This is a genomic window from Chryseobacterium sp. GP-SGM7 (genome assembly GCF_049166575.1).
Classification (GTDB): Bacteria; Bacteroidota; Bacteroidia; order Flavobacteriales; family Weeksellaceae; genus Chryseobacterium.
In genome coordinates this window covers 86,968-111,803 of sequence record NZ_JBMHFF010000001.1, presented here as the reverse complement: position 1 = coordinate 111,803, position 24,836 = coordinate 86,968, and the positions used below count along the sequence as shown (strand labels likewise).

The following is a 24,836-nucleotide window of genomic DNA, read 5'->3' as shown; positions in this document are numbered from 1 at the left end:
CTGCGAGAGTTCAACGTGAAAGCAAAAATGAAAGCCAAAAGGGTAATTAATAAGCTCATGATAAAGCTATAGGAAACGATGTTATCATCGAAAATTGTTACATAAAAAACATGAAATATTTAAGATTATCTGGTTTAGAACCGTTAATTATAACTCCAGAATCCAATTTCATCAACGTTGGAGAAAGAACCAATGTTGCAGGTTCTAAAAAGTTTTTACGATTAATAAAAGAAGAAAAGTTTTCAGAAGCTTTAGATATTGCGCGTCATCAGGTTGAGGGAGGTGCACAAATTCTTGATGTGAATTTTGATGATGGGTTGATCGATGGAAAAGCCTCAATGGTAAAATTCCTGAATTTAGTAGGCTCTGAACCAGATATTTCCCGAATTCCGATTATGATCGATTCTTCCAAATGGGAGATTTTAGAAGCAGGATTACAGGTTGTTCAAGGGAAATCAGTGGTAAATTCTATTAGCTTAAAAGGTGGTGAAGAAGAATTTATCAAACAGGCAAAAGCAATTAAAAGATACGGAGCTGCGGTTATTGTGATGGCTTTTGATGAGATCGGACAAGCCGATACGTACGATCGCAGACTTGAAATTACAGAACGTTCTTATAATATCTTGGTCAATAAAGTGAAATTTGCGGCTGAAGATATTATTTTCGACTTAAATATTTTTCCTGTAGCAACGGGAATGGATGAACATAGAAGAAATGCAATCGACTTCATTGAAGCTACAAGATGGGTCCGTCAGAATCTTCCGTATGTGTCGGTAAGTGGAGGCGTTTCAAATGTTTCGTTCTCGTTCCGTGGAAATGATACGGTAAGAGAAGCGATGCACTCCGTTTTCCTGTATCACGCAATTCAGGCGGGAATGAATATGGGAATCGTAAATCCTGCATTGTTGGAGGTTTATGATGAAATTAATAAAGAACTTCTTGAGCTTGTTGAAGATGTAATTCTCGATAAAAGAGAAGATGCCACGGAACGACTTTTAGATTATTCTGAAAAGCATAAATCTGTTAAAAAAGAGAAAGTTGAAGAATTAGAATGGCGTACAAAACCTTTACAGGAAAGAATTACGCATTCTTTGGTAAAAGGAATCGACCGTTTCATTGAAGAAGATGTGGAAGAAGCGAGGCAACAGGCGGAAAAGCCACTTCATGTTATTGAAATTAATTTAATGACAGGAATGGGAGTAGTTGGAGATCTTTTCGGAAGCGGGAAAATGTTCCTGCCACAGGTTGTAAAATCAGCAAGAGTAATGAAAAAAGCAGTGGCATATTTGCAGCCATTCATCGAAGCTGAAAAAGATCAGACTCAAAAAGCTAACGGTAAAATTTTAATGGCAACAGTGAAAGGTGATGTACACGATATAGGAAAAAATATTGTGAGCGTTGTTTTGGGTTGTAATAATTACGAAATTGTTGATTTGGGAGTGATGGTTCCTGCCGAAAAAATTATTCAGGCTGCAGTTGAACATCAGGTCGATGTAATTGGTTTAAGTGGATTAATTACACCAAGTTTGGATGAAATGGTTTACATCGCTTCAGAATTAGAAAGACAAAATCTAAATTTTCCTTTATTAATCGGTGGTGCAACGACTTCAAAAGCTCATACGGCTGTTAAGATTGATTTAAAATATAAAAATGCCGTTGTTCACGTAAATGATGCTTCAAGAGCCGTAAATGTGGTCAGTTCATTGTTGGGAGATCGAAATAAAGAATATGTTTCAGATTTAAAAAGTGACTATTCAGATTTCAGAGAAAAATTCCTGAACAGGCAGGTTGATAAAGATTATGTTTCAATTGAAGAAGCAAGAGAAAACCGTTTTAAAATAGATTGGGAAAAAGAAGAAATCTTTACACCGAATAATTTAGGTATTCAGATTTTTGAAAACCAGGATTTGAGAGAATTATTGCCTTTCATCGATTGGTCGCCTTTTTTCAGAAGTTGGGATTTACACGGAAAATACCCACAGATTTTAGAAGATGAGGTTGTCGGAGTTCAGGCTAAAGAATTATTCAAAGATGCACAGGTGATTTTAAAAAGAATTTTGGATGAAAAATTGCTTACTGCAAAAGCTATTTTCGGAATTTTTAAAGCCAATTCTAATGAAACGGATGATATTTTAATCTTTGACGAAACCGGCGAACAAAAAGTGAAATTCTTAACATTAAGACAACAGGCTCAACGTTCAAAAGGAAAAGATTATCTGGCATTAAGTGATTTTATTGCTCCTCAAAGTTCAGGAAAGACCGATTACATGGGAGCTTTCTGTGTAACGACAGGTTTCGGAACCGATGAATTGGCGGAACAATACGAAAAAGCAAACGACGATTACAATGCGATTATGGTGAAAGCTTTAGCAGACCGTTTTGCAGAAGCTTACGCTGAATTTTTACATAAAAAAGTCCGTACAGAATATTGGGGTTATGCCAATCAGGAAAATTTAAGCAATGAAGAATTAATTGCCGAAAAATACAAGGGAATTCGTCCTGCTCCAGGTTATCCGGCTTGTCCGGATCACTTGGAAAAACATGCAATTTGGGAGTTATTAAAAGTGGAAGAAAATATCGGAGTTTATCTTACCGAAAGCTTAGCCATGTTCCCGACTGCAGCAGTTTCAGGATATTATTTCGGAAGCCCGCACGCAAAATATTTTGGGTTGGGGAAAATTGCAGAAGATCAATTGAAAGATTATTCAAAAAGAAAAGGCATTTCCCTACAGGAAGCAAGAAAATGGTTAAATCCTAATTTGGCAGACGGAATTTAATTCAAACTAAACAGACTATAAAATTAAAAATGAAAATCACCGACCATATAAAAAACGCAAATGGAAAAACTTTATTTTCCCTCGAAGTAGTTCCGCCACAAAAAGGAATCGGAATTGAAGATTTATATATGAATATTGACCCATTGATGGAATTTAAGCCTCCATTTATTGATGTGACGACCTCAAGAGAAGAATATATTTACATAGACAAAGGAAACGGTTTAATGGAACGCCGAATTACAAGAATGCGTCCCGGAACGTTGGGAATTTGTGCGGCAATTCAACATAAATATAATGTAGATACTGTTCCGCACCTGCTTTGTGGAGGCTTTACCAAAGAAGAAACCGAATATCTTTTGGTTGACTGTATGTATCTCGGAATTGATAATATTATGGCGTTGAGAGGCGATGCAATGAAAGGGCATCAGTATTTTGAGCCAACTCAGGGAGGTCATGCAAGTGCGATGGATTTGGTACATCAAATCAATGATTTAGGAAGAGGGAAATATCTTCACAATCAGGATGAAATCTGCGATGAACACAACAAATTCTGCATTGGAGTTGCAGGTTATCCTGAAAAACACATGGAAGCACCTTCGATGAATTATGATTTAAAATGGTTAAAGCAAAAAGTAGATGCGGGTGCAGATTACATTGTAACGCAAATGTTCTTTGATAATAAAAAATTTATCGAATTCGTTCAGAAAGCCCGTGAAATGGGGATCGATGTTCCAATCATTCCGGGAATTAAGCCAATTGCAACAAAGAAGCATTTGAAAATTTTACCACAGATTTTCAAAATTGATCTACCGGAAGATTTAATTAATGAAGTGGAAAAAGCAAAGAATAATGAAGCCGTAAAACAGATTGGAATCGAATGGGCAATCAATCAATGCCGGGAGTTGCTCGATTTTGACGTTCCTGTTCTGCATTTTTACTCAATGGGTAAAAGTGATAATATCAAAAAAGTAGCTGGGGAGCTGTTTTAAAAAAATGGTGGATCTAATGTTCCACCATTTTTATACCGTAGGATGCCTCTCAAATTTTTTATTTCGGTCAAATAAATATCTGTAAGTTGCCAGTTTTCTTGTTATTTCAGTTTCCAGGTGTTTTGCAAGACCGAGCATTTTAGGGTTGAAATCCCCGATCCACTGCATTTCGAAATCTATAAATTCAGTTTGTACCTGAAAATGCTTTGCAGCTTCTACGATGAGGTAACCTTCAACGCCTTTATTCTGCCATTCTGGTACTACTCCGAAAATAAGACCTACAAATTTGGTATTTGTTTTTGTCGCTTTATAATATAAAAATTTAAGCTTATCTATAAAACTAAATTTTCCGTTTAGATATTTAAACCATTGATTCAAATCGGGAATGTTGATCCACATGGCAATTGGTTTATTGTTTTCGTACGCAAACCATGCAATATGCTCATTCATGACAGGTTTCATACTGTTGAACATTTTTTTTACTTCTGCAAGATTCATCTGCTTGCCACCACCATGGCTTTCCCAGGTTTTATTATAGAGTTCAAAAAAATCTTTTGCAAAATCGTTTATTTGCTTTTTTTTGACGGCTTTTGCAGTAATGTTTTCATTTTTAGAATGTTTGGCGTGCATAATATTGAAAATTCTGGAAGTTGGGGCATGGGCTTTTCTGCTGAAACACAGCATATCGTAATACACCTGAAATCCGTAGTTTTCGAAAAGATCTTTGTAATAAGGGAAATTATAATTCATACCATATAATGGTTCGGTAAAACCATCAATCAGGATTCCCCAAAATTTATCTCGTTCTCCAAAATTGATGCTCCCGTCCATTGCTTCCATTCCGATATTTGAGAGCCAGTTTTTACAGATATCAAAGATAAAATTGGCTGTTTCCTGATCATTGATGCAGTCGAAAAAACCAATTCCGCCAGTCGGTTGATCCTGAAGATATTGCTGATGATGAAAAACCGCAACTTTCCCGACGGTTTCATTTTTTTCGTTTAAAAATAAAAAACGCGTGCAAACTCCGTTCTCAAAAAACTTATTTTTCTGAGGATCAAAAATAAATTCAATATCTTTATCTAAAGGTCTTATATAAGATTTATCGTTTTTGTAAAGTCTTGCCGGGAATTCTAAAAATTCTTTTTTTTCGGCTTCACTATGCACTTCTTTTGCGGTAATATTCATTTTTAGACTAATAGGTGTGAAAGGTAATTCAAATTTGTGCCAAATTAAAATATGGAATTAATTTTATCCGTATTTTTGCTGCAAAATAAATAAAAATGGTTGATTTTACCGATAATGATGATGATATTTTCACAGGAAGAGAACATACGCCGATTCGTGAAGACGCTTTTGAAAAATCGCCACAGGAAAAAATAGAAAAAATTACGGTACTTTTCGCTGAAATTATGGAAACTTTAGGTTTAGATATGACCGATGATTCCTTAAAAGACTCTCCCAAAAGAGTTGCGAAAATGTATGTAAATGAAATTTTTGGAGGGCTTCTTCCCGAAAACAAACCAGGAATTTCTACTTTTTCAAATAAATATAAATACCGCCAAATGTTGGTAGAGAAAGATATCACGGTTTATTCATTCTGCGAGCATCATTTTTTACCGATTATTGGGAGAGCTCATGTAGCCTATATTTCAAGTGGTGAAGTTATTGGTCTCTCAAAAATCAATAGAATTGTTGATTATTATGCAAAAAGACCACAGGTTCAGGAAAGATTAACGATGCAAATTGTTGATGCATTGAAAGACGCGCTCGGAACACAAAATGTTGCCTGTATTATCGATGCAAAGCATCTTTGCGTAAATTGCAGAGGAATAAAAGATACGGCAAGTTCTACCATTACTGCTGAATTAAGCGGGATTTTCAGAACAAACCCGATTACAAGACAGGAATTCTTGCACTATGTAGGAAGTCATGCAAAACTGGATTATTAAAATTAAAATAATGATAAAATTTAAAAAAGTTTCCAATCAGATTTTTGTAGCAACCATCATTTGTTGTTGTATTTGCTGTAGTTAAAAGATATGCCCTTTAACTATAAAACTTTAGGCTAAATTTTAAAAATCATTAAATCTTTTAATTAAAAATAAATGCAACTAAAAATATACAATTCGCTTACCGCGGAAAAAGAAATATTCAACCCGATTTTAGACGGAAATGTAGGAATGTACGTTTGTGGACCTACAGTTTACAGCAATGTGCATTTAGGAAATGTACGAACTTTTCTTTCTTTCGATTTTATTTACAGAAGCTTAATGCACTTAGGCTATAAAGTAAGATACGTAAGGAATATTACTGACGCGGGACATTTAACAGACGATGGAGATGTAAACAACGACCGTTTTGTAAAGCAAACACGTCTTGAAAAATTAGAACCGATGGAAATTGTACAAAAATATACGGTTGATTTCCATAAAGTTTTAGATATGTTCAATTTATTGCCTCCGAATATTGAACCGACTGCAACGGGGCATATCGTTGAGCAAATCGAACTGACTCAAAAATTAATTGAGAAAGGGTTTGCCTACGAAAGCAATGGTTCTGTGTATTTTGATGTGTTGGAATACAATAAAAGAGGTTTGGATTATGGTGAGCTTTCAAAACGTAATATAGAAGAGCTTTTCGCCAATACACGAGATTTAGACGGACAGGGAGAAAAGAAAAACCCGCAGGATTTTGCATTGTGGAAAAAAGCATCTCCTGCTCATATTATGCGTTGGAATTCTCCTTGGGGAGAGGGTTTCCCGGGGTGGCATCTTGAATGTACTGCTATGAGCACGAAGTATTTAGGTGAAACTTTCGATATTCACGGAGGTGGAATGGATCTGAAATTTCCGCATCATGAATGTGAAATTGCACAAGGAAAAGCTTGCAATGATGTAAAACCTGTTAATTACTGGATGCACGCCAATATGCTGACAATGAATTCCCAGCGTATGAGCAAGTCAACCGGAAATTATATTTTGCCTAAACAGTTGGTTTCTGGTGAAAATGATTTTTTTGAAAAACCTTTCCATCCTGCAATTGTTCGTTTTTGCTTTTTGCAGGCGCATTACAGAAGTGTTTTAGATATTTCTAATGATGCAATGTTGGCAAGTGAAAAAGGTTTCAGCAGATTAATGGAGGCTTTAAAAATCTTAAATTCGATCAGTCCGAATGACCAAAAAGAATCTGGTTTTAATTTGGTAGAATGGAAAAATAAAGCATATGATGCTTTAACGGATGATTTTAATTCTCCGGTTTTGATTGCCCATATATTTGAAGCAGTGAAATATATTTTTGCTTTAAAAGATGAAAAAGAAACAATTTCTACAGAAAGTTTGGAAGATTTAAGATCTACATTAAATGCTTTTGTTTTTGATGTTTTAGGTCTGCAGAATATTGAAGAAAATAATAATGAAAAGTTAGATCAGACATTACAGGTTTTAATTGAGTTAAGAAATCAGGCTAGAAAATCTAAAAATTTTGAACTTTCAGATCAGATCAGAGACAAACTTTTAGCAGAAGGAATTGAACTGAAAGACGGTAGAGACGGAACTTCTTATGCTATAAACTAGAATAGATTTCTATTAAATTTATATCTCTCGCAGATTTACTGATTACGCAGAATTTTATAAAATGATCTGTTTAATCTGAAAATCTGTGAGAGTTTTTTATGTAATGAACTGTAAATAAATTTTAGAATAATTTTTGAAATCAATTTGAAAAAATGTTTAACTTAGTAAGAACAAAAACGTTACAAATAAAAATCTATTTATATGAAAAAACATTTATTCCCTATTATCTTATTATTACTTGGAAATACAATCAGCGCACAGCAAGATTTTTTTGCATTAGCAGGAAAAGATTCTCCAAGAATTGAGTTTAGTGACTTTCGTGCAATGAATGCAGACGGAACTTCTGGTCAAAGTATCTTCGGAGTCTCTTCGGAAGCAAAAGTAATTTCTCAGGAAAGAAAAACTGCAGTTTCAGAAGATAAAAATTCTTACAATCATGCCCAATCGATGACTTTGGCGGCTTTAGCATTAGATTCTTCGGGAAACAATTTGGTGTATATGCCGATGTTTTCGTCTAATATTTATGTTTTAAACCAAAAAACAAAAGAAATTACTTTAATTGAAAATTCGGTTGCGAAAATTACATCTTGTGATATCAACTCACATATTACGAGAATGGCGACCGGTTACGACGGAAATATTTATGCGATTAACAATGCTGGAACGCAATTCCTTCAAATCAGCAAAAAAAATAATCAATACATTGTCAACGATCTTGGAACGATTAAAGATGATCCTTCAAACGGTAAAAATTCATTCAACGAAATGTCAACTGGTTTTGGGGGTGATATGATTGCCGATGCAGATAATAATTTCTTCGTTTTTTCTACTTCTGGAAATGTATTTAAAATTTCAACAAGTAAACTAAATGCAAAATTTGTCGGAAAAATTACAGGTTTACCAGAAACATATTCTGTAAACGGAGCAGCTGTAAATTCGAAAGGAAAAGTAGTGGTTGCAACTGCGAAAGGAGGTGCTTTATATGAAGTAAATCTTGAAAATTTAGAAGCTAAAAAACTTCCGGGAGAACAAAATATTCATATCTACGATTTGGCAAGCAAGTATTTTGCAAACGAAAGAGTTGCGTCTGTAGTTACTTCAGCAAATATTGATATTTATCCTACAAAAGTTGACGAACAGACCATTACTGTAAACGTGAACGACAAAACAGTAAAAGGAAATATTAAAGTGAATATTTTTGATGCTTCCGGGAAATCTGTAATGACAACCAATTTATCGGTAAAAGAAGGAAATCTTAATCAGGTGATTCAGCTTAGAAATCTTGTGACAGGAGCTTATATCGTAAATGTTGCAGAAGAATCTGGTAAGATTTTACTTTCTAAGAAAATTTTGGTTGCCAAATAAATTTACATTTTTATAATATTTAAAGACCTTTTCTCAGTTTTGGGAAGAGGTTTTTTAATGAATATTTGATGTTGCAACCACTTGTTTTTAAATTTTTAAACGTATTTTTAAGAAAAATATACATAGATGAAATTATATTTTAATATAGAATATCATACGAAACCAGGCGAAAAACTAGAATTGATCATTGATGAAAAAGATTCTGCCTCTAGAAATCACATGATGTTTCATACCGAAAATGGACTATGGAAATGCGAAGTAGATTTTTTTTCAAAATCAATCGAATACAAATATCAGCTTAAAGATGAAAAAGGAAATGTTTTGCGTGACGAATTTGTTCAGCACCAATTAAGTTTCCCCCACAACTATAAAGAGTTTTTGATTTTTGATGAATGGAACAGTAAAAACTTTCCTGAAAATTATTTAAATAATAAAATTCTTAAAAATAAGCTTAATCAATTCAGTCCACAAAAAACTTCGGTTTTAAAAAAGCATACTCATTTATTCAGGATCGAAGCACCGGTTTACAATCCGGATTGGGAAATTATTTTAATTGGAAATGTTGCTTCTTTAGGGAACTGGAGCTATGAAAATTCAGTTCATTTATCTCAGACAGATTTCGGAATTTGGGAAGCTTCTGTTGAGATTCAGGAAATTCATTTGATTCAATACAAATATGCAGTTTTTGATAAAAAACACCAGAAAATAATTGATGTTGAAAGCGGTGAAAACAGGTCAGCTCATCCTAATCACCAAAAAGATGTTTTGCAGATTGTTGCAGATCATTATTTCAGATTTAAATCTTACCAGATGTATCATGATGCGGGAGTTGCAGTTCCTGTTTTCTCTTTACGAACCGAAAATGGTTTTGGCGTAGGTGAATTTTCTGATCTTAAAAAACTGGCAGATTGGGCCAATGAAACTTCTTTAGGAATTATTCAGATTTTGCCGATCAATGATACGACGGCTAATTATTCTTGGACAGATTCTTATCCTTATGCCGCCGTTTCTGTTTATGCTTTGCATCCGCAATATATTTCTATTGACAATCTTAATTTTAAATTACCGAAAGATTTAGTTCTAGAGTATGAAGCTGAGAAAAATGAATCAAATTCTTTGGAATTGGTTGATTATGAAAAAATGATTTCCGCAAAATGGAAATATCTGAAAGCTATTTTTACAACTGAAAAAGATAAAATTTATAAAGACCGAAGTTTCAAAAAATTCTTAAAAGACAATGAAGAATGGCTTTTGCCTTATTCTGCTTTCTGTGTTTTAAGAGATAAGTATAAAACTCCGAATTTCAACAATTGGAAAACCCACAAAAAATATATCGCAGGAAAAATTACTCCGTTTTTCTCGCCTAAAAGTAAAGATTATGATGCTTCAATGCTTCATGCTTGGGTACAATTTCAATTGGATAAACAACTGAAAGATGCGGTAGAATATATTCACAGCTTGGGAATTTCTTTAAAAGGAGATTTGCCAATTGGAATTTACCGATATTCTGTAGAAGCCTGGACAGAACCTGAATTATTCGGGATGGATTTTCAGGCCGGAGCACCACCGGATCAGTTTACAGAAATCGGGCAGAACTGGGAATTTCCTACCTACAATTGGGAAGCGATGAAAAATGACAATTACAGGTGGTGGAAAAACCGATTCAAAGCGTTAGAAAAATATTTTGATGCAATGAGAATTGATCATATTTTAGGTTTTTTCAGAATCTGGAGAATGCCAATTTCTGCAACTCAGGGAATTTTGGGATATTTTTATCCTGCAGTTCCGGTAGTTTTGGATGAATTTAGAGCGAGACATATTCCTTTTGATTTTAAAAGATATTGTACGCCTTTCATCAATGATGAGATTTTGTGGAAATATTTTGGTGAAGAAAATTTTAAAGCATTAGAATTTATTACTAAGAATTCAGACGGAAAATATCAGTTTAAAGAAGAATTTAATACGCAGAGAAAACTTTCAGATTATTTTAAAGACAAAAAAGAGAATGATTTAGCAGAAAAATTGATTTCGTTGTGCGCCAATGTTTTGTTTTTAACGGAAGAAAAAAATGGAGAAACTGTTTATCATCCTAGATTTAATATTTTTAAAACTGAATCTTACCAATATCTTTCTGATTGGGAGAAAAGGGCAATTTACGAGCTTTATCAGGATTATTTCTACAAAAGACAAGATTATTTATGGAAGGAAAAAGCAATGGAAAAACTTCCTGTGATTTTGAATGCCACAGATATGATGATTTGTGGTGAAGATTTAGGATTAGTTCCAGATTGTGTTCCTGAAGTGATTGATGAATTAGCGATTATTGCTTTAAAAGTTCAACGAATGCCTCCGGGAAATCTTCCTTTTTACAATCCTAAAAAAGCGGAATATTTGAATGTCGTTACAGCGTCTTCTCACGACAGTTCGACCCTTCGTCAATGGTGGAAAGAGAATCAGGCTTTAACACAGACTTATTTTAATCAGCAGTTAAATCAACATGGAAAAGCTCCGGAAGACTTGAGTCCGGATCTAGCTGAAATTATTATGAAGCAACATCTTTACAACGATGCTATGTTGGCGATTTTCCCGATTCAGGAATTCTTTGCTCTTGACGAAAATTTGCTTAATCCTGAAATAGATAATGAGCGAATTAATAATCCTGCAGTGTTTCCTCATTATTGGCGATACAGAATGCATTTAAACTTAGAAAATTTAATGGAAAATTCAGAATTCAACCAGAAAATTTCAACATGGATTAATGATAGCGGTCGTAAGTAATTAAAATTATTTAATTGAAAATCAATTATTTAAAAATATTTTAAAAAGAAGTTTTATCTGAGGATTTAACTTCTTTTTTTTATTCATATCAAAAAGACAAGAATGAAAATTCTTTTTTAACCAATTAATGATTAACGAAATGAAAAAAATATTTATAGGATTTGCACTTGGATTAGCAACATTAACTTTTGCTCAGCAATATCCAAATAATGGAGGTTATAATGATGGATATTACGGGAATAACGATGGATATTACAGTGATGAAGATGACAGGAATTATTTTCCGGATGATTATTACTACAATTATCCACAAGATTATTATCCGCAGGATTATTACCAGAGTTATTACAATGATTACAGGCAGAGTATCATCAATATCAACTGGAATGGCTTTTTTGCTCAAAACAGATTAAACCGTTGGCAAATTGATCAGATTTTATATCTGAATAATTTATACTCAAACTTTGCAAGTTGGAATAATTTCTACCGTTATAATCCAGACAGATGGTATTATGACAGATTTTATGCTATGGAAAGAATTTTAGGACCAAGAGTTTTCGTGGTTTTCCAGAATAATTATTATCACGGAGCAAGCCCGGTTGTTTATTTTCAAAATTACAGAAGAACGCATTATGTTCCGAGATTTAGGGTAACCCCGAGATATAGAAATGTAAATATTAATGTTTACAGAGTTGAAAGAAACGGTTTCCGTAGAAGTGACAACCCAACTTTAAATGTGGTGAGAAATTCAGGATTTAGAAATAACAATTCTGGCGCAGTAAGAAATGAAGGTGGAGTGAGGTCTGGTAATAATGGAGGATTCAGAAATCCTGAAAGCGGTACAAAAAATAATGGGGTGAGAGGTAATTCAGGAAACGGTGGTTTCAGATCTGAAAATCTGAGAGTTGAAAATAATTATCCGAGAAATAATGGTAATGGTGGGTTCAGATCTGAAACTCCAAGAACGGCTTCTCCAAGATCAGAAAGCAGCTCGCCTCGAAATAACGGGAACGGAGGCTTCAGATCTCAACAGAGAAACGAAAGTTCTGGTCCGAGACAAAGTTCTCCAAGACAAGAAAGAAGAAGTGATGAAGGAAGAAATTCCGGCTTCAGAGGAAATTTAGTTAGAAATTAGTTTTCATATATTATATTTGAGTGGTGTTGAGAGTAGATTTTTTATCTACTCTCTTTTTTATTTTTAAAATTCTTAAAGATTTAATATTAAAATTTAACAATATTTATGAATTTCGTTTTTAACTTCTTTAAAAATTTCGTATCAAAAAGATATAACAAACAATTAATTAATTTAAGCACATGAAAAAATTAGTATTAGCCGCAGCGTTTATCGTAACAGGAAGTTTCGCAATGGCACAGCAAGTGAATCCTCAGGATAAAAAAATCAACAGAGAGGAAATGCACAAAAAAATGGAGCAGAAGCATGAAGAAAAAATGGCCGAAATGCAGAAAGATCTGAATCTTAATGATTCTCAGGTTGCAAAAATAAAAGCTCTGCACGAAAAACGCAAATCTGAAATGAAAGCTGAGTTTGATAAAAACAAAGGTGAAAGACAGGCAAAAATGGAGAAGATGAAAGCCAAAAGACAGCAAATGGATGCCGATATGAAAAGCATTTTATCTCCGGAACAATATAATAAATGGCAGGCTTCAAGAAAAGCAAAAATGGAAGAGAGAAAAGCCATGATGAAAGAAAGAGGAATGAAAGGAGAGAGAAAAATGATGGCAAAGCCTCAGTCTGGAACTTCAATGTAAGCTGATGTAGAAGTTTATAATTTTGATTTTAATGTTAGAGGGCAGAAGCAATTCTGTCCTTTTTATATTCAATCTAAATCTAAATTTTTTTAAAACTTTCGAATTTGCCTTATAATCCGTAAATTTGAGTATAAATTTTTATTATGGTAAGTGAAAAAATTGCACAACTAATCAACGAACAAATCGCGCACGAGCAATATGCGGCTCAATATTATTTATCAATGTCTGCTTGGTTTTCAGCAAAAGATTTAGACGGAATTGCCAATTACTTCAGAGTTCAGAGCAAAGAAGAATTGATGCACGCAGATAAAATGTTTGATTATTTAAATGATGTTGGAGGCGAAATTATCCTTGGTGAAATTACAAAACCACCGCATCAGTTTGAAAACGCAACAGATATTTTCGAAAAAGCTTTGGAACACGAAAAGAAAGTTACCAGAAGTATTTTTAATATTGTAAAAAATGCCAATGACGAAGGTGATTTTGCAACAACTTCTTTCTTGCAGTGGTTTATCAATGAGCAGGTGGAAGAAGAAGCTAGTGCTTCTCAGTATGTAACGAAAATTAAAATGGTTTGCGATAATCCTTCTGCATTATATCTTTTTGATCAGGAATTGGCGAAAAGAGTATTTGTAGCAGATGCGACAGCATAAATTATTTTCTAATTTTATCATAAAATTTCGGCGGCATCAAAGATGCCGCCGAAACTTTTTCAGATCTTAAAGATTCTCAGGAATATAGATCAGCTGTGTTTTAATAACCTTCATTCCCAGATTTTCTAAAACCGATTTATACGTATCAATTTGTTTTTCGTTTTTTTCGGTTTCCATTCCGGTTTTGAAATCGACGATAATGTAGCCTTCATCACTTTTCAAAATTCTGTCAGGACGATAAATTTTACTGATGCCTCTTTCGGAAATCATAATATCTTTCTCGTTGATTACTTTCCATTTTTCATCAAAGAATTCAGAATGTTGATGAATGATTTTTCTCAAATCTTCTTTAATATTTTCTTTTTCATCAAGCGTGATCTGACCTTCCAAAACATAAGCTTCCAAAACTTTGTCAATATCTTTTTCGGTGTTGATTTTTGAAAGAAGTTCGTGTACAAAAAGCCCGATTCTTACTTTCTCATTTCTTACCTGATAGTTTTTTGATGGCGTTGCAATTTTTATTGAACTTGTATTTTCATGTTCGTTTCTGAGATTTTGGATGTTTTCGGTTTTAAATTCAGGCTTTTTATGAGTGATCTGCTTTTTCAGCATTTCAGGATGAGTTTCATACAAATCAAATTCATCTGAATCCTGTAAGTTTTTAGACTGAACAAATTCTAAGATTTCTAAGTTATTCGATGTTTTATTCTGCTTCTGAAGATAAAAAAACAACTGTTCTACAGGTCTGGTTGTCGCAACGTATTGAAGGCACAATCTATCTACTAAATTTTTATAAGAATTTTCATGGTTAAATTTTTCAATTCCCTCATCATACATTTCAAGATTTTTGTTGAACTGATTGATGTTGACCGATTTTAAAACTGATTTTTCATCATTTTCAAACCAGTTGGTAAACTCAGAATCACGGTTTTTATTCATCATCGGAATGAAAACAATCGGAAATTCAAGTCCTTTTGCCTTATGAATCGTCATTATCTGAATCGCATCAATATTTTCAGAAGCCTGAATTGTGTAGGTTGAGGCTTCTTCATCCCAGTATTTCAGAAATTCTTTTGTACTTGCTCCTGCATTTTGAGTAAAATTGAAAAGCATTTCTAAAAAGTTGAGAAGAAAGTCAGTTTCTTTGTTTTCAATCGAAAATTCGTTGATGTAATATTCAATAAAGTTGTAAAGATTAAATTTAGGGAAACGATCCTGTTTCAATTTAACCTTATATTTTTCTTCAATAAAATGAATGATTTCCTCATGTTGTTCAAAAGCCAGAATTTCTTTCATTCCTAAAGTAAAATCGGGCATATCAATTCTTCCCAATCTGTTGAGGTAAAACATCATCATAATCAGATGAGGTTTGTTTTTGGGATTGGTTTCCCATTTCAGAAACTCCACAACAGCCTGTAAAGTATTCGATAATTCTAAAGTTAAACCTTTATCGGAAATCGTTTTAATATTCGTTTCTTCCCCCAAATAATTAACTTTTAGATTCCCTAATTTCTGCGAATAAGAGAAAATATCAAAGTTTCCACGGCAGAGAATCGTGATGTCTGAAAACCTGAATCCATTATCTAAAGATTCCTGAATGTCTTTCTGCATTTTCTTCGAAACATCATTGTAAAAATCTTCATTGGTTAAATTTTCAATCAGATTGATTTTTACTCGGCCTTCAATACCTGCTTTTGGATTTTGTTCGCCATCAATCCCGAAAATATGTTGGTGTTCTTCTTCAAGGTTTAAAGAATGGAAATGATACAGGTCATTATTAAACTGAACAATATTTTTGGCACTTCTCCAATTGTCTTTTAAAACTAATAATTCTGCTTGCTTAGGCGAAAATTCTTTCTTATTGATAATATCCAGCATCAGTTTGCTTTCACCTCCACGAAAACGGTAAATACTTTGTTTCGGATCTCCAACCAAAGTAAAAGAAGTATTTTCTGACGAAATACTGTGATCTCTCAACGGAACAAAATTTTGCCACTGCAATTCTGAAGTATCCTGAAATTCATCAAAAAAGTAATGCTGAAACTGCGAACCTACTTTTTCATAGATAAATGCTGAAGGCTCATTTTTAAGATTTTCATTGATTAAGATATTGAATTTCGAGAGCAGAACCAAATCATTTTCTTCCTCAATTTTTCTCAGTTCATCCTGAATGTCTTTATTCACTTTTAAAGGCAGCAAAGCAGAATGTATTTTCTCTTTTTTCTGAGTTTCGATGAAGAGAAGAATCAGCTTCATTCTGTTTTCAAGAAGTTTTTCCAATATTTCTGAAATTTCAGATTCTTTATGCTTTGATTTTGCAGCGGCTCCTTTTCGGTATTTTTCAACGACAGATTCTTCGGTCGAACTTGGAAAAGGAAATCCCGGTCTTTTTTTCTGATAAAATTCCACAACTTTTGGGAAAAATCCACCGAGTCCGTTTTTTCCCTGTGCAAAATCTTCAATCTCAATATTTCTTGATTTGAACAATTCAATTGAGCTTAAAGCAAGTTCTAAAGATTGCTTTTTGTTGGCGGTAATTTCTTTTCTTAACGTATTTTTGATGTCTTCATAATTCGTATCATCAAATTCTTTATTGTCCTTCAGGTGTTCGTAATGAATGTCTTTTACAAATTCTTTCGCAGAATTGTATAGGTTTTTATTGAGATTAATTCTCTCGTTATTTTCAAGACTATAATCGACATAATCCATAAAAGAATTAGAAATATTTTCGTTTTCTCCAATTTGATCAAGCATTTTATCTACTGCTTCAATCAAAAATGGTTCTGCATCGATTTCAAGATTAAAATTTTTAGCCAGACCCAATTCATAGGAAAAGCTTCGCACCAATCGGGAATTAAAACGGTCGATTGTTCCGATATTTAAGGTTGAATAATTGTGAAGAATATAATCTAACAATTTTTTTGCCCGATGATGAAGCTCGTCAATTGTGATTTTTAAATCTTCCGTTTCAAAAGCTTTCTGAATATTTTTTAAATCATTATTTTCAAGATAATCTTTAGCAGTAAATTTATTAAGCCATGAAAGAATTCTTTCTTTCATTTCGTTGGCGGCTTTGTTGGTAAATGTCAACGCCAAAATATTTCTAATTGACGATTGTTGATTCGGATACCTCAAACAAATCATCAATAGTCTCTGTACAAGAGCGTAAGTTTTGCCCGAACCAGCCGATGCATTGATTACAGTATAAGAGTTTGACATTTTTTAGCAGAAGATTTTGTGCAATTTAGATAAAATTTAATTGAAAATTTAACAAATTCGAGCCTATATTTTAACAGTTTTGAACTTTAAATTCAAAAAAAATATTAAATCACGTTAAGTCTGGTTAAACTTATGACTGAATTAAAAAATAACTTTAGTTTTGTTGAATAAAACAATAATCTGTGAAATTCAAACTACTCTTTATCCTTTCATTCGTTTTCTTCATTCAAATCAATGCTCAAAGTTATATTTTCGGGAAGATTTCTTCTGAAGATCATACTGAAGTTCCGGGTGTGACGGTGATCAACATGCGAACCAACGAACAGGCTCTTACCAATAGAGACGGCCATTTTATGGTATCCGGGAGAGAGGGTGATATTCTTCGTTTTTTCAAAAGCGGATATGAGAGAATCGACAGAAAAGTTTTCAAGGAAAATGTAGAGTCGCCCATGAGTGTGCAGTTAACAATAGCTGCCCAATTGATTGCTGAAGTCGAAATAAAAAAAGGACTCAGCGGAGATTTAAAAATAGATTCCAAAACATTAAATCAACCTGCGAAAGTTCAAAAACTAAAAGCGGAGATCAATGCTTATCTCAAACAAAAATCTGATCCACGAATTTTAGCAGCGAAACCAGGGCAATTTGTCCAACCGAGAGGTGAAGGCTTTTCCGTAGGAAAAGTAAAAAACAAATGGGATGATCTTGATTTTGAAAATTATCTTGCTTACGCTTTAGGAGATCAATATTTTACAGATTTAAAGATCGAAAAGCCTTTCATCAATCATTTTATCAAATATGTTCTCGCAGGAGGATTTGAAAGACAGAAAATCCTGAAATACGGCTTCGTAAGTGATGGTGATTTAATGAGATTTCAAAATTCGGTTTTGATGAGGGTTTCTTCTTACCGGGCACCACAAACACAAAAATAAAACACTGATGATGAGAAAAATTCTTGCAGTATTTTTCTTTTGTATTACAACCCATCTTTTTTGTCAGCAGAAAGTTTCGGGGAAAACGATGAGTGAAAATGATATGATTCTGGCTTCGGTAATAGTTGTTAATATTTCTACTGATAAAAGAGTGTATAGCAATTCTTTAGGTGAATTTTCTATTGAGGCCTCTGAAAATGATGAGATAAGATTTGCAAAGAAAGGCTATGAGAGAGTTTCAAAAAAAGTTTACAGCGTAGATATTCCTATGAACATTGTTCTGGAGAGAATTCCTGAAGAGATTGAAGAAGTTGAAATTGTTTCTGCAACAGGAGATTTGTCTAAAGATGCTGAAAGACTTTCTAAAATTGACAAAAAAGATCAACTTCAGAAAGCGATTGGTCTTCCCAGACCTAAAACCGGTGAAAAACCTCGTGAAGTTCCTGCAGAAGTAAAAAATGTTTTATTGGCTGCTGCTTTGGGTAATTTAAATGTTCAGGGCACTTATGATTTGATTAGCGGTAAAGCGAGAAGACAGAAAAGACGGTACAGATATGAAGATCTGCAAAGTGATATTCTTTGGATACGCAAAAGAATTGCTGATGAAGATTTTGTGAAAGATGGGATTCCGCCTGAAAGAATTTCAGAGTTTATAGAATTTAGTTTTACTGTAAAACCAGATGTGAGAAAATATGTAAGGGCGAAAAATATTTCGGGAGTTATATTTAATTTGGAAGAAATACTTCCGGTTTTCGTTGATCGAATTAGAAAAAATACTAACTCTACAGACTGAGAAAATAAGAGGAATTTGTTAGAATAAAATTTTTTTTAAAAAACTTCAGATTTATATTTTAATGATAAACAATATCATAAATTTCATCTTTTACTTCCTGTAAATTTTCAGGAAAATAATTGGCAAGAAGCCAGAGCTGCAGACTCTGTTTGCCTTCTCCGTAACTTGGCTGTACATACATTTCATCAATCACGTTAAAACCATTTTTTTGGTAAAAAGAAAAACGTCGTTTAGAATCTTCATTCAGATGTTCCGGTTCGATTTCCAAAATTATTTTTGGATGATTTTTAAATAAATAATCTGTAATATTTGAACCTAATTTTTGATTTCTGAACTCAGAAAAGACTTCAAAATGCTCCACAAAAACATGGTTGCTTAATTCCCAAATGATGAGGTAGCCGATATTTTTATAATCATGCATAACAGAAATTACCTTTACTTTCGGATGTTCAAATAACCGGATGAATTTATACCAATCGCGTCTTTCATCCTCCGGAAAAGAAGTAGAGTAGGAATTATAAATCTTTTGCACACGATAATCATCGGGCGAAGTAATCTGTATAAATTCCATGATTAAAGATCAAAAACACTAGGTCTTCTGGTGATGAAAATATCTTTTATCCAAAGTGTAAAAGCCAAGCCGAGGTAGATTAAAAAGAAAAAACCTGCCGTTGCAAAAGTAGAATAGATAAAGAAAACTCTGAGTTTAGAAACCGGAATTCCCAGTTTAGCACCCATTCTTGTGAGTACACCAAACCATTCGCGTTCCATTTTGTGACGTAGATTACCAAACATTTTAAGATTCTTTTAAAATTTTAAATCCGATACCGCAATTTAAGCAATTTTTTGTTTCACAATAGTTTTTAAAATGATAAATAAGGCTTTGACTTTCGGTTGAGTTCTTAATTTTTAAACCCAAATTTTTCCATTGCTCAATAACTGAGTTTTTCTCTGCCCGAACTTCGTTGTAAAAAGCTAAAATCTCATCGCTGATATTTTCATTCTGATGCTTGTGATAGGTAAATTTAACGGGTAAAATTGTATTTAAAATAATTAGCTCAATAAAATCTTTCGTTAAAACTTTTGTTTGATTTACGGGAGATATTTTTCCAAAATTAAAATGATGATCCCAATATTCTGAAGCTTTTATATCTTTAAAAATTTCAAACAATTCACTTGTATTCTGTGCTGAAATAATCTTTGAAAACAAATTTTGATGCTGAAAATACAAATCTGCAAATTGCGAGAAACGAATTGTAGGAAAGTTTGGTGGTCTTAATCTCAAAAACTTTGGATAAATTTTAATGTCAGAAAGATTGTATTTAGCTGTAATAAAATCAAATTCTCTTTTCCATAATTTTATTTGTTCGTCTTGTGGATTATCCAACCAGCCGGAAATTCCGAAAAATAATGCTTCAAGCTGTGTTCTGTTCTGTTGAATTTTAATAATTGTATTGAAATTGATGCTTTCCGCAATTTGCTTGAAGATGAAAGCATTTACTTTCAAACCAAAAGAGTAAGCGAGGTGATGAAATAAAACGGCTTCATAATTATTTTTGTTTCGCTGTAAATCGGCTTCTATTTCTAAAGATTTTTCCTCTAGTTTTTTTAATAAATTTTCCTCGTGAAAGTTGATCGGAATTTTCTTGGTATTAAAAATTTTCTCACACGGAATAAACTGACTTTCTTTCAAAAGATTCTCATACTTTTCAAAAATATTTTTGTTGATATGATCTTTTAATTCCAGTGTTGGAATATTTTGCTCTTTAAATTCTTTGATGTCGATGTCATTCTGAAAGACGACATGAAGAATGATATTCTGATAGGCCGGGTCTTTTGAGTGTTGATGGAAAATCCAGTCGGAAGATTTTACATGAAGTTCGATATTTCCTGCAAGAATAATATTTTTAATTTTGACTTTTGCCATCAGAAAATCTGGTCCGGAATCGGTATTCCATTTTCCTGATTCTAAGATTTCCACAGGATTTCCATCGGTGTCTGTGAAATTGAAGTGAGTGAATACTTTGAAGTTCCAAAGATATTGAAGGAGTTTTTCTTTCATCAGTTGTGTATTTGTATTACAACTAATTTAATGAAAATATTTTTAAATTTTGAATTATTTTTTGATAGTATTGAAGGTGGCGCTCCTACGGAGCGCAATTGACAACCTCAAACTTTTTCTACAAAGGTTTTGCTCCTACGGAGCTTACATTGGAATTCTGATGGAATAATTATTACCGAAAAACTGCTGTATTTTGCAGGAAGCAATCTGACTCTCCGGAAACATTCCTGCAGACTGCAGCAAACTTTCCGGAAGCAGGGAAACCTTACTGCAGCTTGCAGGAGACTTTCCGGTAACCGGGAAAGCTTCTCGCACCCCTGCAACAAACTTTCGAGGAAATTTAGTTTTAACAAAAAATCAGAGCAAATGCCCTGATTTTTTGTGATGTATTTCTATGATTTAGGCTTTTGTAAGTTCGCCTTTAAAATTCTCAAGGGTCTCCTTATACATATCTTCATAAATAGGAAGGATATTCTTCAGATCAAATTTTATAGCCTGCTCTTTAGCATTGATCTTCATTTGGGCTAAAAGTTCGTCATTGCTTAATAATTTAATGCAATAATTACTCATCGCTTCTACGTTGCCAATTTCAGCCAAAAACCCTGTTTCTCCCTGAATATTCACCTCAGGAATTCCACCTGCATTTGAACTGATAACAGGAGTGTTTGCTGCCATCGCCTCTAGAGCTGCCAAACCAAAACTTTCCTGTTCGGAAGGAAGTAGAAAGACATCTGAAAGCTGAAGGATTCTATATAAATCATTCACTTTTCCTAAAAGCCGAATCTTTGAAATCAATTCCGGATTTTCTTCTAAGAAAGAATTTACTTTTTCCATATCGGGACCTTCGCCAATGATAACCAGTTTAGATTTAACCTTTTTTTCAACATTTTTAAAGATTTGAAGCACTTCGTCAACTCTTTTTACCGGACGTAAATTTGAAACGTGAATCAATATCTTTTCGTCAGGATTGGCAAACTGAGTTCTTTGACATTCGTTTAGCTCATCAAATTCAGAATTATCAATAAAATTGGTAATCACCTGAATCTCTTTTTTAATGTTGAAAAACTGCAGCGTATCTTTTTTCAGACTTTCAGAAACCGATGTAATCGCATCAGATTGATTAATCGAAAATTCTACCGCATGTTTATAGCTCGGATGTTGCCCTACCAAAGTAATATCTGTTCCGTGAAGTGTTGTCACCAAAGGAATATCGTTATTGTCTTCCTTTAGCATTTGCTTTGCTGTAAAAGCCGCATAAGCATAAGGAATGGCGTAATGAGCATGAAGTAAATCTAATTTATAAAGATTCACTACACGGTAAATCATCGAACTCAACGCAATATCATAAGGTTGATACTGGAAAAGCGGATACGTCTGAACATTAACTTTGTGGAAGAAAATATTAGGATTGGTAATATCTAATCTCGCGGGAAGTGCCGAACTTATGAAGTGTACTTCATAGCCTTTGTTTGCCAAAGACATTCCGAGTTCTGTTGCCACGATTCCGCTTCCGCCGTATGTTGGGTAACAAAGTATGCCTATTTTCATTTTTATTTTTTATTTGATGCAATTTATTTTGTGGGAAACTTTCAGGTCGATTCCCATTCCTGGTTTTAATGTATCGTTGATTAAAACGGGAAGTCTTCCCGAGATTTTAGTCTTTCCGTTGAACGCATCAGCTGTTGCCGTCATCGAGTCATCATTATTTTCATAAGAAACCAAAACTGTGGAAACTTTAGAAATATCAATATCTTTCAATGCATAAGCGCTCCCGAAAACATTCAGGATTATATTTTGGTTTTTAGCTAAATCGGCCAATACTTTTTTCGATTCTGCTGAAATTTTATAAGGTTTATAAGCCGTAGAATTATCTTTGTGAAAACCGACAATCACTGTGGAATTTGCCGGTATTGTATTGATTTCAGAAGCCTTTTTAACAATAACTTTCGAGCTTACATTTAATTGATTTGCAAAAGTCTGGTAAGGTGCTTCTTCCAGCGGAATGTAATAATACGTTGTGTTTGAGCTTAAAGGAAGGAGTTTTTTCTCGTCTTTCAATAAGGTCAACGCATTCGAGTAAAGATTTTGCACCAATTTTGTGTGCGACTTATTATTGATGTCAAAGTTTACATTTTCAGGATTTTTCGGGGTGTATTGATTTAAACCTAAATAATATTTAGTCAAAAGAATCTTTTTTACACTTTCTTCAACTCTGTCTTGTGAAATTTCGCCTTTATCAATTGCCTTCTGGATCAGTTTTTTACCTTCTGCAACACCTTGAGAGAAAAGCATGATGTCATTTCCTGCTTTGAAAGCTAAAGCATCCAATTCTCCCGGCTTATATTTGTTGGCAACTGCACCCATATTCAGAGCGTCGGTAATAATTAAACCTTTGTAGCCTAATTTATCTTTTAATAAATCGGTCACAATTTTCTTTGAAACTGATGCGGGAATTCCTTTCCCTGATTCCAAACTAGGGACGTATAAATGGGCAACCATAACTCCGCCAATTCCTTTATTCATTAAAGCTTTAAAAGGAGCGATTTCTATTTTATTTAATCTTTCGAGACTGTGAGAAACTACCGGAAGATCAAGGTGAGAATCTGTATTGGTATCACCATGTCCCGGAAAATGTTTGATAGCAGCAAGAATATTGTTATCCTGTAAACCATTTGCATAAGATAATGCAGATTTCGTTACATTAGAAACTTCCGAACCAAAACTCCGGTTTCCGATAATCGGGTTGCTTGGGTTGGTATTTACATCTACAACCGGTGCGAAATCCCAATTAACTCCCATTCTTTTGCAGTCTTCCGCAATTTTTGCTGCCATCTGATAAATCAATTCTTTATCCTGAATTGCTCCCAAAGTCATTGCCCAGGGAAACTTGTGAGCGGTATTGATTCTTTGGTAAATTCCCCATTCAGCATCCATCCCGATCATTAACGGAATTTTAGACTTCTGCTGGAATTCATTCACTAGATTGATTTCTCTTGAAGCATCGTCCTGCATCAGAATCAAGCCACCAATTTTGTCATTAGTGACAATATTTCTCACTTGGTTGATGTGGTTGTCATCCTTATTGGTGTATAATGCAACAATGAATAATTGTCCAAGTTTTTCATCCTGTGAAAGACTGTTATAAATTTGTTCAACCCATTGATTCGCTTTCTTAACATCTGCTCTTGAGATATCTTTAGGCTGATATTGCGCAGAAAGAGGGATGCCGGAAAAAGATATGATTAAGAGAAAATTAAAAACTAATTTCTTCATGATTTTTTGGATATGAACAAAAATACGATTAAAAAAAGGATGAATACGAAAGTTTTTTCAGTTTTTGGTATATGTTTTGATTCGGCATATTTAATAATAATATAAAATTTAAATAATGAGAAAATTTTTTCCAATTATAATGCTTGCTTTCGTGAGTTTCTTCACTTACAGCTGCGATAACAACAATGATGATGATGTACAATATGTCGATAATGATACTTATTCAGGCGTTGTAGAAATTACAAGAAGCTTTCAATATAATAGTTCAGCTCAACAGCATTTTATAAATCAGTCGCTTACCTCTTATGGAATGTTGGACTCTGATATGGTTTTGGTTTACAGATTAAAAGCTATAGTTGGAGGAAACGATGTTTGGGAGCAAATTCCCAAAACGATCAATGAAGTTTCTGGAAGGAGAATAGATTATGATTTTGATTTTACAAAAAATGATGTTCAAATTTACGTTTCAGGTAATTTTAATGTTGCAACTGCACCGGAATATTACAGCAATCAAACATTTAGAATTGTTTTAGTTCCTGCAGGATTCTTAAATAAAGGAGCAAGTGCACCTGTAGATTACAGCGATTACAATGCAGTAATTAAATATTATAATATTGATGACTCAAAGGTTACTAAATTGTAATCAAATTTAA

The 24,836-nt window shown here is 33.6% G+C and carries 20 protein-coding genes; 12 read left to right on the top strand and 8 right to left on the bottom strand.

Annotated features, from left to right (window positions below):
* The first annotated feature begins 110 nt into the window (after window positions 1-110).
* Both metH and metF read left to right on the top strand, forming a co-directional pair.
* On the top strand, window positions 111-2,777 hold the full coding sequence (metH, locus tag ACOOWA_RS00515) for a methionine synthase (RefSeq protein ID WP_421372451.1): 2,667 nt from the start codon (window positions 111-113) through the stop codon (window positions 2,775-2,777).
* A 29-nt stretch (window positions 2,778-2,806) separates the two neighbouring features.
* Window positions 2,807-3,766: a methylenetetrahydrofolate reductase [NAD(P)H] gene (gene metF, locus ACOOWA_RS00510; RefSeq protein WP_421372449.1), complete on the top strand. Its 960-nt coding sequence runs from the start codon at window positions 2,807-2,809 to the stop codon at window positions 3,764-3,766.
* 30 nt (window positions 3,767-3,796) lie between these two features.
* Here metF and ACOOWA_RS00505 read toward each other — a convergent pair whose 3' ends face one another.
* On the bottom strand, window positions 3,797-4,954 hold the full coding sequence (locus tag ACOOWA_RS00505; RefSeq protein WP_421372447.1) for a hypothetical protein: 1,158 nt from the start codon (window positions 4,952-4,954) through the stop codon (window positions 3,797-3,799).
* A 95-nt stretch (window positions 4,955-5,049) separates the two neighbouring features.
* Here ACOOWA_RS00505 and folE point away from each other — a divergent pair, with 95 nt between their 5' ends.
* The 7 genes from folE to ACOOWA_RS00470 all read left to right on the top strand — a co-directional run bounded on the left by folE (window position 5,050) and on the right by ACOOWA_RS00470 (window position 13,907).
* On the top strand, window positions 5,050-5,718 hold the full coding sequence (gene folE, locus ACOOWA_RS00500) for a GTP cyclohydrolase I FolE (protein WP_421372445.1): 669 nt from the start codon (window positions 5,050-5,052) through the stop codon (window positions 5,716-5,718).
* A 156-nt stretch (window positions 5,719-5,874) separates the two neighbouring features.
* Window positions 5,875-7,341 carry a cysteine--tRNA ligase gene (gene cysS, locus ACOOWA_RS00495; protein ID WP_421372442.1) on the top strand — a complete coding sequence of 489 codons (1,467 nt, stop codon included), beginning with the start codon at window positions 5,875-5,877 and terminating at the stop codon, window positions 7,339-7,341.
* A gap of 201 nt (window positions 7,342-7,542) precedes the next feature.
* Complete coding sequence (locus ACOOWA_RS00490; RefSeq protein WP_421372439.1) at window positions 7,543-8,706, top strand: T9SS type A sorting domain-containing protein; 1,164 nt, start codon at window positions 7,543-7,545, stop codon at window positions 8,704-8,706.
* A gap of 126 nt (window positions 8,707-8,832) precedes the next feature.
* Window positions 8,833-11,484, top strand: a complete 2,652-nt coding sequence (locus ACOOWA_RS00485) for a 4-alpha-glucanotransferase (RefSeq protein WP_421372436.1) — start codon at window positions 8,833-8,835, stop codon at window positions 11,482-11,484.
* Between the two features lie 139 nt (window positions 11,485-11,623).
* Entirely contained in the window at window positions 11,624-12,619 is a 996-nt protein-coding gene (locus ACOOWA_RS00480) for a hypothetical protein (protein ID WP_421372434.1), read from the top strand.
* A gap of 179 nt (window positions 12,620-12,798) precedes the next feature.
* The gene (locus ACOOWA_RS00475) at window positions 12,799-13,254 is read left to right on the top strand and encodes a hypothetical protein (RefSeq protein ID WP_421372432.1); all 456 of its coding nucleotides are present in this window, start codon (window positions 12,799-12,801) and stop codon (window positions 13,252-13,254) included.
* Between the two features lie 143 nt (window positions 13,255-13,397).
* Window positions 13,398-13,907, top strand: a complete 510-nt coding sequence (locus ACOOWA_RS00470) for a ferritin (RefSeq protein WP_421372430.1) — start codon at window positions 13,398-13,400, stop codon at window positions 13,905-13,907.
* Between the two features lie 66 nt (window positions 13,908-13,973).
* On the opposite strand, the gene ACOOWA_RS00465 is transcribed toward ACOOWA_RS00470, so the two are convergent.
* The gene (locus ACOOWA_RS00465; protein ID WP_421372428.1) at window positions 13,974-17,126 is read right to left on the bottom strand and encodes a UvrD-helicase domain-containing protein; all 3,153 of its coding nucleotides are present in this window, start codon (window positions 17,124-17,126) and stop codon (window positions 13,974-13,976) included.
* A gap of 182 nt (window positions 17,127-17,308) precedes the next feature.
* On the opposite strand from ACOOWA_RS00465, the gene ACOOWA_RS00460 reads away from it, so the two are divergent.
* Window positions 17,309-18,055 carry a hypothetical protein gene (locus ACOOWA_RS00460; RefSeq protein WP_421372426.1) on the top strand — a complete coding sequence of 249 codons (747 nt, stop codon included), beginning with the start codon at window positions 17,309-17,311 and terminating at the stop codon, window positions 18,053-18,055.
* A 7-nt stretch (window positions 18,056-18,062) separates the two neighbouring features.
* On the top strand, window positions 18,063-18,848 hold the full coding sequence (locus ACOOWA_RS00455; RefSeq protein WP_421372424.1) for a carboxypeptidase regulatory-like domain-containing protein: 786 nt from the start codon (window positions 18,063-18,065) through the stop codon (window positions 18,846-18,848).
* Between the two features lie 58 nt (window positions 18,849-18,906).
* Here ACOOWA_RS00455 and ACOOWA_RS00450 read toward each other — a convergent pair whose 3' ends face one another.
* The 6 genes from ACOOWA_RS00450 to ACOOWA_RS00425 form a co-directional block, all read right to left on the bottom strand.
* Window positions 18,907-19,419: a GNAT family N-acetyltransferase gene (locus ACOOWA_RS00450; protein ID WP_421372422.1), complete on the bottom strand. Its 513-nt coding sequence runs from the start codon at window positions 19,417-19,419 to the stop codon at window positions 18,907-18,909.
* Between the two features lie 2 nt (window positions 19,420-19,421).
* Window positions 19,422-19,643 carry a PspC family transcriptional regulator gene (locus ACOOWA_RS00445; protein ID WP_267280640.1) on the bottom strand — a complete coding sequence of 74 codons (222 nt, stop codon included), beginning with the start codon at window positions 19,641-19,643 and terminating at the stop codon, window positions 19,422-19,424.
* A 1-nt stretch (window position 19,644) separates the two neighbouring features.
* Window positions 19,645-20,910 (bottom strand): DUF2851 family protein, encoded by a 1,266-nt coding sequence (locus ACOOWA_RS00440; protein WP_421372419.1) that lies wholly within the window; start codon window positions 20,908-20,910, stop codon window positions 19,645-19,647.
* A 144-nt stretch (window positions 20,911-21,054) separates the two neighbouring features.
* The gene (locus tag ACOOWA_RS00435) at window positions 21,055-21,225 is read right to left on the bottom strand and encodes a hypothetical protein (protein ID WP_421372416.1); all 171 of its coding nucleotides are present in this window, start codon (window positions 21,223-21,225) and stop codon (window positions 21,055-21,057) included.
* Between the two features lie 84 nt (window positions 21,226-21,309).
* Window positions 21,310-22,458: an N-acetyl-alpha-D-glucosaminyl L-malate synthase BshA gene (gene bshA, locus ACOOWA_RS00430; RefSeq protein ID WP_421372413.1), complete on the bottom strand. Its 1,149-nt coding sequence runs from the start codon at window positions 22,456-22,458 to the stop codon at window positions 21,310-21,312.
* 9 nt (window positions 22,459-22,467) lie between these two features.
* On the bottom strand, window positions 22,468-24,183 hold the full coding sequence (locus ACOOWA_RS00425; protein ID WP_421372410.1) for a glycoside hydrolase family 3 protein: 1,716 nt from the start codon (window positions 24,181-24,183) through the stop codon (window positions 22,468-22,470).
* A 115-nt stretch (window positions 24,184-24,298) separates the two neighbouring features.
* Here ACOOWA_RS00425 and ACOOWA_RS00420 point away from each other — a divergent pair, with 115 nt between their 5' ends.
* On the top strand, window positions 24,299-24,826 hold the full coding sequence (locus tag ACOOWA_RS00420) for a hypothetical protein (RefSeq protein ID WP_421372407.1): 528 nt from the start codon (window positions 24,299-24,301) through the stop codon (window positions 24,824-24,826).
* Window positions 24,827-24,836: the final 10 nt, after the last annotated feature.